Below are 17,548 nucleotides of genomic sequence, written 5' to 3' on the forward strand. Positions count from 1 at the left end.
CGCCGGGTGTCGTCCGGCCGGACGCTCGCGCGGCTCGCTCGCGCGTCAGCGCCGCCGCAACACGCTCGGCAGCCAGCCGCCCGCACCGAGCCGCGACAGGACCTCCTCCGCCGAGGGCCGGCGGTCCGGATCGGCGCGCAGCAGGGCCCGCACCAGGCGCCCCAACCGGCCGTCGAGGCCGCTGTCCGGCGGCCGCAGCCGCGCCGCCCGCGCGCTCTCGCGATCGGTGCCGAGGGGCGGCCGCTCGCCCCGCGCGGCGCAGGCGAGGAGGAGGCCGAGGGCGAAGAGGTCCGCGGCCGGACCGCCGGGCTGCCCGTCGAGCTGCTCGGGGGCGGCGACGGACCACTTGCCCGCGAACGCGATCTCCGGATCGGGCTCGCCGATCCTCCGGGCGACGCCGAAATCGATCAGCATGGCGCCCGCGGCACCACCGCACAGCATCACGTTCTCGGGCGAAAGATCGCCGTGCACGAAGCCGGCCGCATGAACGGCCGCGAGGGCGCCGGCGATGCGCCGGGCCAGGACCGCGACCTCGTCCGGCGCCAGGCCCCCCCGGGCCCAGATCGCCCGTGCCAGCGTCTCGCCGTGGAGCAGGTCCATGACGATGAAGGCGCGGCCGTCGGCGTGCCGCAGCAGATCGCGCACCTGCGGGATGGCCTCGTGGCGCAGGCTCATCAGCGTGCGGGCCTCGGCGACGTGGAGACGGGCGATGACCGGATCGCGGACGCGATCCGGCCGCAGGATCTTCACGGCGTGGTCGCGCCGCAACTCGCGATGGCGGACTTGGTAGATCTCGGCGATCCCGCCCCGTCCGATGCGGTCGCGCACCACGTAGGTGTTGGCCAGGACCGTATCGGGGCTGAGCGAGGCGGTGGCCGGCGTGGCCGGCGCGGCGGAAGGCTGCGCGCGCGACGCCTGCGCCAGGGCGGAGCCGCCGTCGCCGAGGCGGTCGAGGGCGGCGCGCGCCGCGTCCACCAGCGCCCGTCGCTCGGGTTCGAGGCGCGGACGGCCGTCGCCACCGGCGACGATGGCCTGGACCAGGGCGTCGAGCCGCACCTGAACCCGCAGGGTTTCACGCCGGGCGGCCTCGCCCTCCACGTTCGCCGCCTCACCCATCGGCGCCGACGACATCGACGACGACGGCCGAGATGTTGTCGCGCGCACCGGCGATCAGCGCGTCGTCGATGGCGCTTCCGACGGCCTCCTGCGGGGTGCCGTGACCGACGGCGTGGCCGAGCCCGGCCTCGCCGAGCGCTCCGACCAGCCCGTCGCTGCACAGGACGAAGCGGTCCCCCGGCCGGATCGTCCCCTCGACCCAGTCCGCCGCGAACGCATCCTCCGCCCCGACCGCACGGGTGACCATCCTGCGGCCCTCGCGGGTCACGTGGTCCTGCGTCAGGGGCCGGAGCGCATGGCCGCGCAGGAGATAGGCGCGGCTGTCCCCGACCCAGACCACGGCGTAGCGGCCCCGGTGGACGAGGAGCGCCACCACGACGGCCGCCACGATCTCCTCGGGCCCGAGCCGGCGGGCACGGGCCCGCAGGGCGGCGTTCGCCTCCAGGAGGAGATGGTCGATCTCCGCCCGCTCCGGCGCGCGGCCGAGGGGGGCCGGCATCGCCTCGAGCCGGTCGGCGACGACGCCGGCCGCGTAGTCCGCCGCCGCATGGCCGCCGGCGCCGTCGACCACCGCCCACAGGCCGAGGTCCGACCGGTTCACCACGGCGTCGTCGTTGCGCCGCCGCCGCGTCCCCTTGTGCGACCGGGCGGCCCCGACGAGCTTGACCAGCCCCGGATCGGGCTCCGGTTCCGGGGGCCCGGCGGGCTTCGACGCGGCGGGCGGCCCGGCCCGCAGGCCCTCGTGCCAGCCCCATTCGCGCCAGCGCCCGTCGAGCAGGGCGGCGAACTGCTCGGGTTCCGGCGCCGCGTCATGGAGGAGCAGGGACGGCGCCACGGTGCTCGAGCCTCGCGTCCACCAGGCGGAGAAGGGTCGGTTCGTCCCCGCCAGCATCGCCTCGACGGCGTCGGCATAGGCCTGGATCGGGCCATCCGCGCCGTCGCGCGCGAAGCGGCTCGGGTTCGGCCGGGCCGGCTCGTCCGGTATCGGGGCCGGCGGGCCGAACGCGCGCACGGCCTCCTCGAAGGCCTCGAAATCGTAAGCGTCGTCGAGACAGCTCCGGGCCAGGACCTCGACACCGTCGAACCAGGCTTCGGCGGCGCGCACGAGCCGCCACGGGCTGGCCAAGCCCGGAAGTTCGAGGGCGATCACCAGGGGGAAATAGCGACCGACCCGGTCGACGGAGGGCATCAGGACGCCGGCCGTCGCATGCGGCCCGAGGGTCCCGGGGCCGGCGACGAAGCGCCAGACCGGGGCGACGAGATAGGTCGGCAACCACTCCGTTCCGAGCTGGCGCCGGCTCGTCACGATGGCGCGGGACAGCCATTGGTCGAGGGCGGCCTGCAGGGCCTGACCCAGGCGGCGGTTCACGAAGTCGCCCCGGGTCGGGACCTTGCCGAAGAAGCCGAGCTGCGGTGGGCCGGGCGGCGCGGCGCCGGCCGCGCGCTTCACGGGCATGGGCTACGCCCCCCCGTCATGGAAATCTCGGGCAGCGGAAGCTCCGCAGGGCCGCGAGCCCGAACGGACTCGGCAGCGCCAGGCTGCGGATCTCGAAGGTCACGGCGTGGCTCGCCGTGCCGTAGGTCACCCGGGTCCGGTCCGGCGCGACGGCCTCCGCGCGGCCGGCATCGAGGAGCCGGAGCAGGGCCCAGGGTCCGGTGAAGGAGAGGGCCTCCGGGGCGCCCGGCTGCACGCTCACCCGCGCCGCCGGGCCGGCGAGGCCCGGCGTCGGCCAGGTGAAGCGCAGGGGGCGCGCGCTGCCGCGCGAGAAGGCCGCCTCCTGGCCGTCGCTGACGAACGAGGCGGCCGTCGCCTCGGGATCGAGGCGAATCGGCGTCACCTCGAAGGCCAAGGCGGGCTGCGCCCCGGCCGTCGGAAAGAAGGCCTGCCGGATCTCGTCCGCATCCTCGAAGCTGCGCAGGAGGGCGGCGCTGCCCGCCGATCGCCATCGCCAGGGCTTCGCCGTCCCGTCGACGGCATCCGCCATGTGGGTGCGGAAGAAGGTGGCGAAAACGCCCTCCGGTCCGAACACCGCGGCGAACTCCCCCAGCGGCGTATCGGCCGCCGCATTCCGATCGAACGGGAAGCGCCTGTCCGTCGCGGCGCGGCAAGCCTGCTCGCCGGCCTGGCTCCAGCGGCGGGCGAGATCGACCACCTGCGCCTTGCCCTCGGCTCCCGCGATGAGGGTCTCGTCGAGGGCGATCGGCACCAGGGGACGCGCCAGCATCGCCGCGACGTGCCCGTCGAGGCTCGTCCGCAGGACCGCGTGCTTCTCCTCCGGGTAGAGCCGCGCGAACAGCCCCTCGAGCCGCGCGTCGGCGAAGGGCTTGTCGAGGGAGTCGGCGCCGCCGAGCATGCGGTAGAGGCGCAGGGTCTCGCCGATATCGGCTCCGGCCAATCCGGCATCCGCATCCTTCGCGCCCCTGTCCTTGCTTACCGCGTCCTTGCTCCCCGCGTCCTTGGCACCCAAGTCGGCGACACCGGCCTGGATCGATTCGCGGACCAGCCTCGGAGAAGCTGCGCCGGCCACGCCCGGGACGGCCTCCCGCGCCACGGCGGCGGGCGGCCTGGACATTCCTCTCGGCACCACCGGCGCGTCCGGGTTCGGTTTCGGGGCAGCGTCGGCGTCCCCGGCCGCGCCGGCCTCGCGCAGGGTGTTCCCGAGCGCGACCAGGATGCGCGGCAGCAGGAAGCCCGTCAGGGCGCGCTCGTAGAGGTTGGCCCGCCCGGCCGAGATCTTCTCCGCCTGGTCGAAGGTATCGAGCAGACGCGGAGTGCCGGCCTCGGTGAAGGGCGTGGCCGCATCGCGGGCCTGGCTCAGCACCACTTCGGCGCGCACGAAGTCGGTATCCGCCACGGCCTCGACGGGCAGGGTCCCGGCCCCGGCGGTGTAGACGGCGAGGCGCGCATCGGTGTCCGAGAGCATCCGCTCCTGGCGCAGGTAGGCGACGAGCCAGGTCAGGGACAGGCCGAGGACGAGGGCCGCGGCCAGGCCGCCCGCCGCGGAGCGCAGGATCCTGCGGCGGCGCTCCAGGGCCGGATTGGTCGAGACGAGGTTCGCCTCGTTGAAGACCACCTCCCGCAGCAGGCGCGCGAGGAAGTAGCTGTGCTGCCCGTCCGCCGAAGCGGCACCGAAGCGCGGCAGGTCGATGGCGAAGCGCTGGCTCGCCGAACGCGTCACGAGGTCGAGGCCGCTGCCGCTCTGCTCGGCCGAGGCGAGGTAGAGGCCGCGCAGCCGCGGCGGGGCGTCGAAGCGCGAGGACGCCGCGATCTCGCCGATGGTCTCGTGGAGCGGCTCGGCGATGAGGGCGAGCTGGCTCGGAAAAGCGAAGATCTGCGCGCGCCGCTCGGGGTCCGTCTCGGCCTGCAACCGGTCGAAGAGGAGTTGGTCGAGGCGTCCGACGAGCCGGTCGAAGGCGGAGCCGAACCGGTCGGCGAGGTCGCGGCCCTCGATCCCGCCGCGCGGCGGCGGCAGGGTGACGCCCCAGACCTGCTCGCGGCCGGTCCGGGCCATGTCGTCGAAGAAAGCCGTGAATCCGGCGAGGCGGTCCGCCTTGGTCAGCACGAGATAGACCGGCACGCGAAGGCCGAAGGCCTCGTCGAGTTCCCGCAGGCGCTTGCGGATCGTCCGGGCGTGATGCAGCCGCTCGGTGGCGGAGGCCTGCACCAGCAGGTCCATCCCGACCATCACGATGGCGCCGTTGAGGGGCTGGCGCCGCCGGTGCTTGCGCAGCAGCGTGAGGAACCCGCGCCAGCCCGCCGCATCGGCCTCGCCGTCGCCCTCCTGCGCGGTGTAGCGCCCTGCAGTGTCGATCAGGATGGCCTCGTCCGTGAACCACCAGTCGCAGTGGCGGGTGCCGCCGACGCCCTCGACGGATTCGCCGACGCTGTCGGCGAGGGGAAAGCGCAGGCCGGAATTGCGCAGGGCCGTGGTCTTGCCGGAGCCGGGCGGGCCGATCAGCGCGTACCAGGGCAGCGCGTAGACGGAGGCGCGCCCCATGGTCTTGCGCAGGAGCTTCAGGGCGTCGCGCAGCCGCGACTTCAGTTCGGCGACGTCGTCGGCCGCGGCCCGGGCGGGATCGGCCTCGGCCCCGGCCGCGACGGCGTCGATGAGCGCCGCGTCGCGCCGCTGGCCCCGGACGAGGCGGACGAGGCAGTAGAGCACGAAGCCGACGGCGATCGCCCCCACCGCGTACAGGCGGGTCTCGAAGCGCTCGAACGGCCGCCAGCGGCCGAACGAGACGCCGTCGCCGTAGAAGAACACCACGCAGGCGGCGACGAGCGCCCAGATCAGGGCGACCAGCCACCAGGCCTTGACCCGGCTGGCATAGGTCGTCGCGTAGGACCGGATCTCGTAGATCCAGTTGAGGATGTTCATGGCGTGGCTCCCGCCCTCGACCGTCCCGGCGCCGGCGTCACCGGTGCCGGCGCGACCGATGCAGGGCCGTCCGATGTAGGACCGTCCGATGCAGGACCGTCCGACACGCCCCGGGCCGGCGTGTTGCGGCGGATCAGGAGTTCGGTGCGCCGGTTCTCGGCCCGTCCCTCGCGGGTGTTGTTCATGGCGATGTTCTCGGCAGAGTCGTTCGGGCGGATCGGCTGCGCCTCGCCGCGGCCCTCGGCCCGGATCGCGTCGCTGCCGATGGAGCGGCCGAGGATGGCCGCCACGGCCTCGGCGCGGGCGACGGAGAGCTGGTAGTTCGAGGGGAACCGCACGGTCTGGATCGGGACGTTGTCGGTGTGCCCGACCACCTGCACCGTGACGTCGTCCGTCCGGATCGCCGCGCCGACGCGCTCGAAGAGCTGGACGAAGGCGGGAGCCACCGTCGCGCTGCCCGACTCGAACAGTCCGGCGTTGCGGATGCGCACGATCGCGCCGGAGCCGCTCGGCTCGACGTCGATGGCGCCCCGGTCGATCTCCGGCTTCAGCACGCGCCCGAGCCCGGCCGCGAGGGACGTGTCGGATGCCGGGGGCGCTTCGGCGATCGGTTCCGCCGGAGCCCGGGCCGACGGCACGCGACGCAGGCTCGGCGTCCCGCGCGGCGGCGCGTCGAGAAAGGCCGCGAAGGTCGCGTCCGAGCGCCGGTTGACGGCCCATTGCAGGGCGAGGAACAGGCCCGCGAGGGCGAGGATGCCGAGTCCGGCCCCCGCCCAGAGCAGGAGCTGCCCGCGGATCGGGGGCAGGCGCGCATCGACGCCGCGCCACTCAGGCGACAGTTCGCGCTCCACCGGCCCGCGCAGGGTGCGGTAGAGCCCCTCCCGGATACGCCCGATCTCGAGATGCCCCTGCGGATGCACCCGCATCCGCCCCTCGAAGCCGAGGGAGAGGCAGTGGTACATGAGCAGCAGCACGTCCCGGTTCGAGCCGGGGTCCTTGTGCAGGTGCGCCAGGAGGTCGAAGAAGCGCTCACCGCCCGTCACGTCGGTGTGGAAGGTCGAGACCATGCCCTGCCGCGCCCACAGGCTGTAGGCGCCCCAGGACGAGTTCAGCACCACGTCGTCCACCGTCGCGCAGAGGGCGTAATGCGCAGCCTGCGCCCGCTCGCGCGTGACCGCGACGCCGAGGATCGCCGCCTCGAAGGCCTTGACGGCGGCGATCACCTTGAGGCGCAGGGCCTCGAGATCCGGCGGGCTCGACAGGCTGCGCAGGCGTCCGACGAGGCTGAGGATCGGCAGGGCGGCCGCCACCATCGGGGGCACGCCGGACCGGGCGAGATCGAGGCTGCCGAGGGTCTCGATGGCCGCGTCCGGGGGGGCCGCCGCCGGCTGCGGGTCCACCCGGAGCACGGGCTGGGGACGCACTCCGCCGGGCGTCGGCTTGACCACCGTGGATTCGCCCGCAAGCCCGCGGGCCTCAGCTTCCGACACCGTTCGCTCCCGCTCGCTCCAAAGTCGTCCACCGGCTCGCGACGGCCCGCGGGCGAGGGCCGCGGCCGACCGCTCCGCGCACGGCCGAGGTCACCCGCGACACTGCGCCAGAACCACCGCCCGTCCCAAGAGAAATTCTACCGAGGATCGCATAAAACCGAACAGACACCGTTTGCGTGTTTCGTGCTCAGCCCTTGATCGCCCACAGTTCGAGTTCGAGATCGGGGAAATTGCCGGCGAGGTGGATGGCGACCGCACTCGAATGCTCGAGTTCCCGCCAGAGCGGGCCGGTGGTGTCGAGCTCGAAGTAGACCGTGCCGCCGCGATAGGGGAGCTGGCGCGGCGCGACGGCCAGGGGCCTGACCGCGATGCCCGGCAGGGCGACGTTGACGAGCTGGGCGATCTGCTCGACGGGACCGATCTTGACCTGGTTCGGCAAGGACCGCCGCAGGCTCTCGGCCGGCATGTTAGCGCGCACGGCGAGGACGAACCCGGCGCCGAGCAGCAGGGAGCGGTCGTTGATCGCGCCTACCCGCACGCCGTGGCGGCGCTCCTGCAGGTCGATGGGCACGGCCACCTGATCCAGGAGTGCGGAGAGCGCCGCCCGCAGGTCGGAGAAGACCGCCGCGAACGTCGCCGCCAGATCCTCGTGGGAATAGTCGGGAAAGCGCGTGGCGCGCTTCGAGGGCGCCGTGAAGGTCGCGAGTTCGCCCGCCAGGGCGAGGCAGAAGCCGTAGAACGCCTCCGGCGGCAGACGACCCGCCTGGGCCGCCGCGTGGCGCAGGGGCGGATCGGCCCGGTTCAGGGCCTGGAGGAGCAGGAAGTCGGCGACCTCGGCGGTGCCGCGCACCGTCGGGTCGGCGATCCGGGCCGCGATGGCTTCGGCCCGATGCGAGACGAGACCTTGCAGCTCGTTGACGAGGGCGGCCAGGGGCGCCTGCGCGGCGCAGTTGAGGCAGGGCGCGATGAACCGGTCGTCGAGGACGATGCTGAGGTCGGAGCGGACCTCGACCACCCGGGCGACGGCGAGGCGTTCCGTGCCCGCGAGCGGTCCGTTCGACGGGGCATAGGCGAGGCGCAGGCGCCCCACTTCGAGGCTCGCGCTCGTGAAGCTGTCGCCGTTGGCGTCCGGCGCGTCGTAGGCGGTCCGCCGCAGGCGGGTGGCGGCGTCCTCGCGGCGCTCGGCGCCGATCTCGGGACTTCCCGGCTGGCGCATGGGAATCGCGAGGTAGATCGTGACGTCGCGGGTGCCGGGCAGCAATTCGAGGGGCGGCGGGAGGTCGGCGTCGCCGGGCGCTTCGAAGGGGGTTCCATCGGGGAAGATGCCCCGGGCGTGCGCGACCGCGAAGCGCCCGGCGCCGAGGGTCTCGCGATTGATGCCGATGTCCGAGAAGCCCCAGGGATAGGGCGCGAGGTCCCGCGTCAGGCCGCGCACGAAGCGTTCCGTCCAGCGGTCCGCCTGCTGGAAGTGCTGGACGCGGAGGAACATGCCCTCCGACCAGACCACACGGTTCTCGCTCAGCATGGATCGGGGCTCCGGGGCTCTGTCAGGTCCTGCGGGCGTAGGCCCGACGCAGCGGCGTCAGCACGACGTCGGCCGCGGGGGCGTCGGGTGCGCCGCAGAGGTTGGCGTGAAGGGCGACGTAGCGGTCCCACGAGGCGGCGCGCAGGAGCGGACCCACGGCGAGGCGGGTCCGCTCGCGGGCCGCGTCCTCGAGGAATTCGGGCTGGATCTGCGCGCCGAGATCGGCGGCGGCCTCGCCGACGGAGAGGCCGAGGGCACGACTCGCCTGGGCGAGGCGGGCGAGGCGGCCGGTGAGTTCGTCCGTCGCCCCGGCATCCCCCGTCGCGAGGGCGGCGGCGAACAGCGAGGGCAGGTCGGCCCCCGACGTCTCCCGGTCGGACAGGCCGAGGTCGCGTTCGGCGGTGCGATGCACCGCCTCGAGGGCGGCGAGGACGTCGATGAGGCGACGCAGGATCTGCCCGCTGCGGACCATCGCGGCGCGGTCGCGGGCGGGCGCGACGCCCTCCGGCATCAGGCCGCCGAGGCCGGCGCCTTCCACCAGGGCGGCCTGCGCATCGCCCCAGTCGGGTCCCGCGGCGCCGCCCGACGCGGGCGGCGCATCGTCGCCCAGATCCCAGTCGGCCGGCAGGATCGCCCGGACGCCGCCGAGCTGCAGCGCCTCGCTCACCGGCGAGAGGTGCTCGCTGCGGCTGGCGAAGTCGCTCAACGGCTGCAGCATGGCCTCGGGCTCGTCCGTCAGGGACGTCGCGGGCGGAGCCTGCCAGCCGAAGGGCTGCACGACCTGCGCATCGACGGCCCCGCCCGGCAGGGTCGAGAGCCAGTCGCTGGCGCTGCCGCCGAGGCTGCGCGCGGCGCGGCCCTCGCTCGCCTCGCTCGTACCGGCGAGGATCCCGGTCACGCCCTCGGCGGTGCCGGGCGCGATCCGGTCCGTCCCGCCGCGCGGGTCGGGCAGGGTCGCGTCGGCGGTCCGATCGAGGGCGATGCGATAATCTCCGATGCGGAAGACGTCGCCCGGCCCGAGGAGGCGCCGCTGGTCCCGTCCGACGGGGCGCGTCTCGGCGGCGAAGAACACCCCGTTGCTCGACAGGTCCACGAGGTACAGGCCATCGGGTCCGTTCTCGATCCGGCAATGCACTTTGGAGATGTGGCGGTCGGGATCGGCGAGGATCCAGTCGTTGTCCGGCGTCCGGCCGATGGCGAACGGACAGGCGGACGGTTCGAGGCGCCGCGGGTCGATCCCCGGAACGCCCGCGGGCGTCTGCAGGACGCGCAAGGTGAACGTCATCGTCCCATGAGGCTCCGCCGGAGCCCCCGTTTCGTGAACCCCCGAATCCTGCGATTCCCCGCCCGCACCGCTAGTTCGCCCGCATCCGGACGCGGGTGTCCCGCTCGCTTCGGCCCGAGCCGTAGACTGCGTCGCGCGGTAGGGCCGGCGGCTCGAGGAAGACGACGCCGATGCCCAGGCCCGGGGCGCCCGCGATGGTGGCCGGCTTGTTGAAGTTCTGCGCGCCGATGGCGGTGGCGGCCTGGCCCAGGGGCAGGAGCGCGCCGATGGCGGCCTGCGTGCGGATGCCCCCGCCCTGCGAGGAGACCGCGAGGCCCGTGCCCGGGTCGATGGCGATGTTGCGGTTTCCCTGCAGCAGGAGTTGGCCGGCCTGGCCGGCGCCCTGGATCAGCGCCCCCGCGAACAGGCCGGCGTAGCGTTCGAAGACGTGCTGGTCGACATCGTTCGAGACGCCCGTGCGCGCGTCGCGGGCCGAGATCGCATAGGCCTTCAGGGGGAACTGGCGCCCGTCGTTGAGGACCATTTGGCTGAACTGGATCGCCGCCTGGTTGCTGCTGTAGACGATCTGGCCGATCAGGCGGACGCCGTGCAGGGGGCCGGGCCGCTGCGCCCCGTCGACATCGTAGATCGTGGCGAAGATCGGCGCCTGCGGATCGTCGGAATTGAAGCCCTGGTCGAGGGACGCGTAGACCGTGTCGCCGGCACGCGCGACGGCGTAGCGCCGGACCGGCGCCCCCCCGAACTGGCCGTTCGGACCGGCCTGCCCCGGATATCCCCCCTGCCCCGGATATCCCCCCTGCCCCGGATAAGCATTCTGGCCCGGATAACCGCCCTGGCCTTGCGAACCGCCGCCATAGCCCGCCGGCCCCGGGGCGCCGCCCGGCCCAGCGGAGCCGCCCGGAGACCCGGACTGGCCGCCGCCGCCGCCGAAGCCGCCCGGCTGTGCCCCCGCCTGCGGGTAGTTCGCCTGCTGGATCGGTGTGCCGCCGCTTGGTGCGGGCGATCCGCCGCTGCGGGTCGGGCCGGCACCGGAGATCCCACCGCCGCCCGCTCCCTCGGCCCGCCCGTAGCGCTGCAGGGTGAAGCCGCCGCTCGGGGGCGCCATCAGCGCCTCGATCTGAGCGTTGATCCGCGCCTCGATCGCCGGGTCCGAGAGCGCCTGGCCGGGGGGGCCCTGGTAGACGACGCTCGGTGCGGCCGGCGCCTGCCCCGGCAGCGACCCTTGCGTGAACGGCATCGCCGCCTGGGGCGGCGGCTGGACGGGACTGGCCGACGACTGGGTAGGACTGGCGGGCGCCTGGACAGGGCCGGCGGGCGCCTGGACAGGGCCGGTGGGCGCCTGCACGGTGCCGGCGGGCGCCTCGGCCTGGACGCGGATCAGCAGGGTGGCGTCGGGTGTCGCGCCGGCCAGAGCCGCACCGAAACCGAAGGCCAGGACGAGGGATGGCATCGTTTCACCTAGTCACGAGGGCGGGGTCACCAGGGCGGAGACACGCGGACGGGGTCGCACGGCATGCGGCCGATCCGAGGCGGTCCCGGTCCGGCGAACGGAATCAGTACGCGATGGTGACGGCGCGCTCGCGGCCCTCGGCATCGGTCACGAGAAGGCGCGGCACCGGCCGGTCGAAGCGCCAGACCCGCAAACCATCCGTGGTCTGGGCCATGGCGTCCTGAACCGGGTTCACGACGACGACGGGTCCGCGCACGTAGAGCCGCCCGCCGTAGCTCCAGGCCGACACCACGGGGTCGTCGACCCGCAGGCGCAGGGCGGAGCGGGGCGGGACGCCGGTGCCGAAATCGTCCATCAGCCGGTCGGGGTCCGGCGGGCCGCCCGCGCGCCGAACCCGGGTCGAGACGAGGCGCGCGGGGCCGGCATCCGCCCCCGCGGCGGCGGCCACGAGCGCCGTGTGCCGGGCGTTGACGGGCCCCTCCCGGAGGAGCCGGCTCGCCGCCGCGGTGGACGCGGCCTCGGCGTCCGGCGCCCGGCCGGCGGCCGAGGCGCCGCGCCCGCGCACCGTGATGGCGACGGGCAGGTCCACGGTCTCGATCCCGCGTCCGCCGCTGCGCACGATCAGCACGATCGGCAGGGGGTAGTTCTCGATGGTGATCGAGATGTTGCCGTAGGTGGAGACCCGGCAGGGCATGATGTGGATGGTGCTGGGGCGCTCGGCCGGCGCCACGGCTTGGCCGCCGCAGCCGCCGCCGTCGACGGCGAACATGCGCGGGTCGTAGGCGGTCGCGGTGATCGGCCAGGGATGGCCGCCACCGTCGAGGATCGTGATCGGCGTGACCATCCCGAAGGCGAGGTGCACGACCTGGGGCGCCGCCATGTCGACCTGAGGCTGGATGCTCATCAGCTTCGGCCGGACCTTGGGCGGCGGCTCGTCCGAGTAGCCCGACGCCATGGCGGCGCTCTGCGCATCGATGATTCGGTTTCGGATCGCTCCGATGTTCCCGGGGGTGAGGATCGCACCGCCCGACCGGTCGGTCATGGCGCTCTGGAGCGCGGAGACCTCGGCCGGCGTGAGCTCGCGCGGCGGCGGAGGCGTCGCGGCCCGCTGCGCCTGGGGGGCCGGGCCGGGGTGCGTAGAAGCCGAGGAGGGCCCAGAAGCCGAGGGCGGCGCGGGAGCCTCGCCCGCGACCGGGCGGGCGGGTTCGGCCTGCGCCACCTGGGTCGCGGCACGCGCCTGCGCCAGGGCCGGCGCCGCTCCGCACGGCGCCAGAACGCAGAGCCACACCACCAGGGGTGGCGAAAATTTCCTGCTGATCAAGCCCGAAAGCCTCTTCGCCTCACGCACGTCACCACCCCTCGGTTGTGGCGGGATCGGCTCACCTGCCGTGCTTCGGCGCCGAAACGCAATGCCATTCCTGCCACACCCCGGGTTTTCGGCAACAACTCGGCGGAGCGGGAACGCCTGAAAATCGCAGGGCGCCCGGGACCGTGCTTCGGTTCTGTGCTCCCCCGGACACAGGGGCCGGGCAATCACCAGCGGACCCGCCGAAGCGGATTGACGCGGGCGCTTCCGAACGGAGATGACAACTTCTGGTTATCACAGGGAGACCGGATATGAAGTCGCTACGCCTTCTCGTCCTGGTTGCGTCGGCCCTCGGCCTTCAGGCCTGTTCCTCGACAGGCGGCACGGGCTCGCCCGAGAGCACGCAAATCTTCCTCAAGGACGAGATGGGCCGGCGCGGTCTATGAGGCTCGTTCGTCCGCTCCTCGCCGCGACGGTGTCGCTCGCTCCGGTCGCCGCGACCGCTCAGGTGAATCCGATCCTCGCGGCGACCCAAGCCGCGGCCCCTTTCGTGCCCGGCGCCTTCGCCCCCGCGTCCTATCCCTACGGGGCTCCGGCCGGGTACGGCGGCTTCTATCCTCCCCCGTATCCCGGCTACGGATCGCCCTACCCCGCCACCAATCCCGCCCTGAACCAGATCACCCAGTCGCAGGGGAGCCCGAACGTGCCGAGCCGCGCCGGCGCGACGCAGATGCAGGGTCTGCTCGGCGGTGGCCAAGGGGGCGGTCAAGGGGGCGGTCAAGGGGGCGGTCAGGGCGGCGGCGGCCAGGGAGGAGGATCCGGCGGTGGCGGATCGCCGGGCGGCGGCGGCGCCGCGATGCTTCCCGCGCCCGATCCGGACACCAGCTACGAATTACTGCAGGATCCGGGCTCGCCGGTCTACGGCCGCTACGGCGGCCTGCGCTCGAAGAACGGCGACATCCGCCAGCAGGTGATCGCCCAGGCGGCCCGCGGCGTCGGCGTGCGCCAGGGCTTCGCGGACGAGACGGCCCGGATCAACGCCGAACTCGACGGCGCCTACGGCGCGGCCCTCGAACGGCGCTACGATTTCGCGCGCCTGATGATCGACCGTACCCTGGTGCCGCCCGTCATCGTCGAGCTGCGCCGCCTCGGGGAGCGGGCCGACGACCGGCGGCTCTACCTCACCCTGGGCGCCTTCGAGATCGTGCGGCCGGCCCGCCTCGCCCTCGCGCCTCCGGGCTGGCGCGACTACCTCTACAACACGGGCGTGCCGCCGACGCTGCCGCCATCGGCCTCCGAGGTCCGGCCCGAGGGCGGCGCCGAGGAGGGCGTCTGGGGGATCGCCTTCGAATCCGGCGTCGCGGTCGGGATCGCCGAGGCGCGCGCCAGCTTCACCGCCAACCTCGACCGCCTCGAGCGGGACCATGCTGGGATGGGCCGCTATCACGACCTCGCCCGCAGCGGCGCCGTCAGCCTGCCCGTGGTCGGAACGTCGGCCCGCCGGGTGCGCGTGGCGGCGGACGGCGCACGCGCCTTCGTGGGCGAGCGCGTCGTCAGCCTGCAGGTGAGCCCCCGGTTTCGCGCCGCAGCCCCCGCCGCCTTCCGTTGAGGCGCTTCGCGCGCCGCACCGTCCTGGGCGGTCTCCTCGCCGGAGCGTGGCCGGGCGACGCCGCCTATGCCGACGCCCTCGCGTCCCTGCGTGACCGGCCCAACGGCCGTGACCGTCTCTGGCTGCGCCGCGCCGACGGCTCGGAGATCGTCAGCCGGTTTCGGGACCCATCCGGCGCCTACGACCGCGCGCAGATCCTCCTGCTGTCATGGTTCATGCGCGACATCCGCGACGACGAACGGGCGGTCTGGATGGAGCCGCGCCTGTTCGACCTCCTCGCCTCGGTCCAGTCGAGCATGGCGGCGGTCCACGGCGCCCCGCTCCCCCTCCTGGTGACCAGCGGCTACCGGACCCCGGCCCACAACGCCGCCCTGGAGAACGCGGCGCGCCAGTCGATGCACGTCTATGGCTATGCCGCCGACGTGCAGGTGAAGGGGTACGCTCCCCGCGCCGTCGCCCTCGCGGCCTCCTTCGTCTCGGACGGCGGCATCGGCCTCTACGACAGCTTCACCCATCTCGATGTCTGGACCCGCCGCAGCTGGGGCGGCGAAGCCAGGAAGCCGCCGGAGCCGTCGCCCTGAGCGGGGGCGGAGTGGTTCTTCCGCGGCGCGGGCCGTCGGTCGCCCCGGCGCCCGCGATCACGCGACACCCATTCCCCTCAGTGCGGGCTCTCCACGGCGAAACTCCGGATCGCCGGGTCGAGCGAGGTCTCGAAGGCGACCGGCTCCGGGCCGGCGCCGAGGTGCGCGACGGCCTCGATGCGGATGCGCAGCAGGCGTTCGAGGGGATCGCGGCCCTTGACGACGCTCACCCGCACGGAGTGGAACCGTGGCTCGAACGCCTTGATGGTGGCTTCGAGGGCGCGGGCGAGGTCAGTGCGCTGCTCGGCCGTGGCGAGCGGCGCGCCGACGAAATCCTCGACGCCGTAGCCGGGCAGCGCTCCGCGCAGGGCGGTGAAGGCCGCCGGCAGGGTCGTGGGCCTCCGGCGGGTGTTGAGGAGCGATTCGAGGTCGCGCCGGAAGCCCTCGCGGATGCGGCGCAGCGCGTCGCTCCGCGCCCGCGGCGGGTCCGCCGCCCGCTCGGGCTCGTCGTCGATCAGCCGATCGAGGAGGGAGGCCTGGAGGCGCATGCCGCGGCTCAGCGCGGCGCGAAGGCGACGCGGCCGAGGCTCAGGAACTCGCGCACCGCCTCGCCGACGAGCCAGACGCGCTGGCCGCGCCCCCGCACCGTGCCGCCGGGCAGGTCGATCCAGGCGGTCTCGCGGGCGAGACGCGCCGCCTCGCCGGCCTCCGGATCGTGATACTGCGCCAGGACGAGGAAGGTGGTCTCGCGGCCGTCCACGAGGCGCGCCTCGGCCCGGCGCCAGAGCAGGTCGGTCGGGCGCCGGGGCGGCGCGAACACCAGGCTCTCGACCCGCTCCGGCGCGAGCCAGAGGTAGCGCCCGGCGAGCGTCAGCGCCTCGAATCCGGCCTGAGACAGGTCGCACACGTCGCGGACCTCCTGCATCGCGCCCGCGTCGACGGCGGCCAGAATCGGCGGCATCGCCTCGAGGGCGAGGCGTGCAGCCTCGGCGGCCGCGGCATCGCCCGCCCGCACGGCGAGGGCCAACCGCATCGCCTCCCCCTGACGCGCGGTCGGGCCGTCGATGAAATCCGGGAGGGCGCCCTGGTGGTGCCAGGCCTCCCGCGCCACGGCGGCCCGTAGCAGGTGGCGCATGGCGACGAGGGCCGTCGCCTCGGCCGGCGCGTGTTCCATGGCGACCTGAAGCTGCGCTTCGGCCCGGTCGAGGGCGCCAGCGAGCACCAGCAGTTCGGCCAGGGCGAGGCGCGCCGCGGCCTGCGTCGGCCGGGCCTTCACGCCCTGCGAGGCGACCGCGATCGCATCGTCGAGGCGCCCGGCGTCGAGGAGGTCGGCGAGACCGGTCGGCGCGTCGTCGGTCGTGGTCATGGTCAGGCCTCTGGCGGGGGAAACGGCGTCACGCGCCGCTCTGTGCGGTGGTGACCTCGGCGACGAGCTGGAAGCTCGCCGCGACGTCGTCGAGCTGGAAATGCGGCTGCAGGCGCAGGGTGCACCCGAGCACGCCGGGACGGCCGGGAATCTCGCGAACCTCGACGCCGGCGTCGCGCAGGGGGTAGCGCGCCTTGAGCTCCGGAGCGGCGGTGTCGTTGCCCAGGCGGTACCGGGCGAGCCAGTCGACGATCAAGCGCTCCACCGCGGGGGCGTCGCCGAGGCGCCCGACCTGATCGCGCATCATCACCTTGAGCGTATGGGCGAAGCGCGCGGCGCAGAGCACGTATTGCAGCATGGCGGCGAGCCGGGCGTTCTCCTCGGCCGCGGCGCCCAGGCTGTGGGGCGGCCGATGCAGGGACGGGTTGGCGTTGAACACCAGGGAGGCCGTGAACGGCACCCAGCCCACCGGGATGATGCCCTGGTCCGATAGCTGGCGTTCCTGGCTGGCGGTGAGGCGGATCTCCACGGGGGGCTGCGCGGCGAGGCCCGGCCGATCGGTGCCGAAGGAGAGCGTCGGCAGGTCGGTGACGAGGCCGCCGCCATCCTGGTCCTGCGGGGCGCCGCGCAGGTCCGCGAACCAGCCCGACAGTCCGAAGGCGCGCAGGACGACCCGGGCGAAGGCGTAGATCGGGCTGCCCCACAGGAGGGCGTGGCCATCGGCCCGCACATCCTCCTCGAACGGGAAGCCGTCCACCCGGCCGCGATGGTGGGCGCGGTGCGGCCGGCGCATGAGCACGCGCGGCGCCAGGACGCCGAGGAACCGGCAATCCTCCGTCTCGCGCAGGCTCTTCCAGCGGAGGAAGTCGGGCCCGTCGAAGGCGCCGCCGAGCTGCGGCAGCCCGTCGAGGTCCGTGAAGGCGTCGACCGCGAGGGTTTCGGGCCGCAATGCGGTGAGGAACGGCGCGAAGGCCGCGGCCGCCACGCCGGCGATGCCCTTGAGCGCGGCGATGTCGTCGGTGCGATCGACGGGATCGAAGCGGTGGCCGACCGCATAATCACCGAGCAGCAGCCCGAACGGCTCGCCCCCCGGCATGCCGAATTCCTGCGCGTAGACGAGCTCGAACAGCCGGCTCTGATCGAACTCGACCGCCCGCTCGAAATCCCGGCACAGGTCGCGCCAGGACACCGAGAGCAGTTTGACCTGGACGTCGCCCGTCTCGGCCGCCACCCCGACCAGGTAGGCGAGGCCGCGCCAGCGTGCCTCGAACGCCTGGAACTCGGCATGATGCAGGATCGCGTTGACGGACGTGTTGAGCGCGCGGTCGATCAGCGCGACGAGGCGGTCGGCCTGCCTGCGCGCGGCCGCGCCATCGGACGGGGCCGCCTGCCCCATCCCCCCGAAGGACGATGCGGGCTGTGCGCGGTCCGCGTCGAGCACCGG

Annotated in this window: 14 protein-coding genes; 3 read left to right on the plus strand and 11 right to left on the minus strand. The window is 74.0% G+C overall.

The window, feature by feature from the left end; genetic code table 11:
• Positions 1-45 precede the first annotated feature (45 nt).
• From ASF22_RS14950 to ASF22_RS14985, 8 genes are all read right to left on the minus strand, one after another.
• Positions 46-1,116, minus strand: a complete 1,071-nt coding sequence (locus ASF22_RS14950) for a serine/threonine-protein kinase (protein WP_056265768.1) — start codon at positions 1,114-1,116, stop codon at positions 46-48.
• Entirely contained in the window at positions 1,109-2,572 is a 1,464-nt protein-coding gene (gene tagF / locus ASF22_RS14955) for a type VI secretion system-associated protein TagF (RefSeq protein WP_056265770.1), read from the minus strand. The genes ASF22_RS14950 and tagF overlap by 8 nt, the downstream gene beginning before the upstream one ends.
• 16 nt (positions 2,573-2,588) lie before the next feature.
• On the minus strand, positions 2,589-5,492 hold the full coding sequence (gene tssM / locus ASF22_RS14960) for a type VI secretion system membrane subunit TssM (protein ID WP_056265771.1): 2,904 nt from the start codon (positions 5,490-5,492) through the stop codon (positions 2,589-2,591).
• The gene (icmH, locus tag ASF22_RS14965) at positions 5,489-6,982 is read right to left on the minus strand and encodes a type IVB secretion system protein IcmH/DotU (protein WP_056265774.1); all 1,494 of its coding nucleotides are present in this window, start codon (positions 6,980-6,982) and stop codon (positions 5,489-5,491) included. The genes tssM and icmH overlap by 4 nt, the downstream gene beginning before the upstream one ends.
• Positions 6,983-7,169: 187 nt before the next feature.
• Entirely contained in the window at positions 7,170-8,507 is a 1,338-nt protein-coding gene (gene tssK, locus ASF22_RS14970) for a type VI secretion system baseplate subunit TssK (RefSeq protein ID WP_056265776.1), read from the minus strand.
• A 22-nt stretch (positions 8,508-8,529) separates the two neighbouring features.
• Entirely contained in the window at positions 8,530-9,792 is a 1,263-nt protein-coding gene (locus ASF22_RS14975) for an FHA domain-containing protein (protein WP_056265779.1), read from the minus strand.
• A 70-nt stretch (positions 9,793-9,862) separates the two neighbouring features.
• On the minus strand, positions 9,863-11,242 hold the full coding sequence (locus tag ASF22_RS14980) for a DotG/IcmE/VirB10 family protein (protein WP_056265782.1): 1,380 nt from the start codon (positions 11,240-11,242) through the stop codon (positions 9,863-9,865).
• A 103-nt stretch (positions 11,243-11,345) separates the two neighbouring features.
• Positions 11,346-12,563, minus strand: a complete 1,218-nt coding sequence (locus ASF22_RS14985; RefSeq protein WP_156647762.1) for a DotH/IcmK family type IV secretion protein — start codon at positions 12,561-12,563, stop codon at positions 11,346-11,348.
• A gap of 296 nt (positions 12,564-12,859) precedes the next feature.
• On the opposite strand from ASF22_RS14985, the gene ASF22_RS25200 reads away from it, so the two are divergent.
• The 3 genes from ASF22_RS25200 to ASF22_RS14995 are packed head-to-tail and all read left to right on the plus strand — an operon-like array spanning position 12,860 to position 14,738.
• On the plus strand, positions 12,860-12,994 hold the full coding sequence (locus ASF22_RS25200; protein ID WP_277996057.1) for a hypothetical protein: 135 nt from the start codon (positions 12,860-12,862) through the stop codon (positions 12,992-12,994).
• Positions 12,991-14,157: a type IV secretory system conjugative DNA transfer family protein gene (locus ASF22_RS25205; RefSeq protein ID WP_056265789.1), complete on the plus strand. Its 1,167-nt coding sequence runs from the start codon at positions 12,991-12,993 to the stop codon at positions 14,155-14,157. Before ASF22_RS25200 ends, ASF22_RS25205 begins: the two co-directional genes overlap by 4 nt.
• Positions 14,154-14,738 (plus strand): DUF882 domain-containing protein, encoded by a 585-nt coding sequence (locus ASF22_RS14995; RefSeq protein WP_056265793.1) that lies wholly within the window; start codon positions 14,154-14,156, stop codon positions 14,736-14,738. Before ASF22_RS25205 ends, ASF22_RS14995 begins: the two co-directional genes overlap by 4 nt.
• 77 nt (positions 14,739-14,815) lie before the next feature.
• Here the strand turns inward: ASF22_RS14995 and tssE are convergent, their stop codons facing one another.
• Genes tssE through tssC form a run of 3 tightly spaced genes read right to left on the minus strand, consistent with a single transcriptional unit; the run spans position 14,816 to position 17,545 of the window.
• Positions 14,816-15,286: a type VI secretion system baseplate subunit TssE gene (gene tssE, locus ASF22_RS15000; RefSeq protein ID WP_056171572.1), complete on the minus strand. Its 471-nt coding sequence runs from the start codon at positions 15,284-15,286 to the stop codon at positions 14,816-14,818.
• A gap of 8 nt (positions 15,287-15,294) precedes the next feature.
• Entirely contained in the window at positions 15,295-16,104 is an 810-nt protein-coding gene (locus ASF22_RS23235; protein WP_156630068.1) for a type VI secretion system accessory protein TagJ, read from the minus strand.
• A 28-nt stretch (positions 16,105-16,132) separates the two neighbouring features.
• Positions 16,133-17,545 (minus strand): type VI secretion system contractile sheath large subunit, encoded by a 1,413-nt coding sequence (gene tssC / locus ASF22_RS15005; RefSeq protein WP_244474304.1) that lies wholly within the window; start codon positions 17,543-17,545, stop codon positions 16,133-16,135.
• Positions 17,546-17,548: the final 3 nt, after the last annotated feature.

Source organism: Methylobacterium sp. Leaf87, assembly GCF_001422775.1.
Taxonomy (GTDB): domain Bacteria; phylum Pseudomonadota; class Alphaproteobacteria; order Rhizobiales; family Beijerinckiaceae; genus Methylobacterium.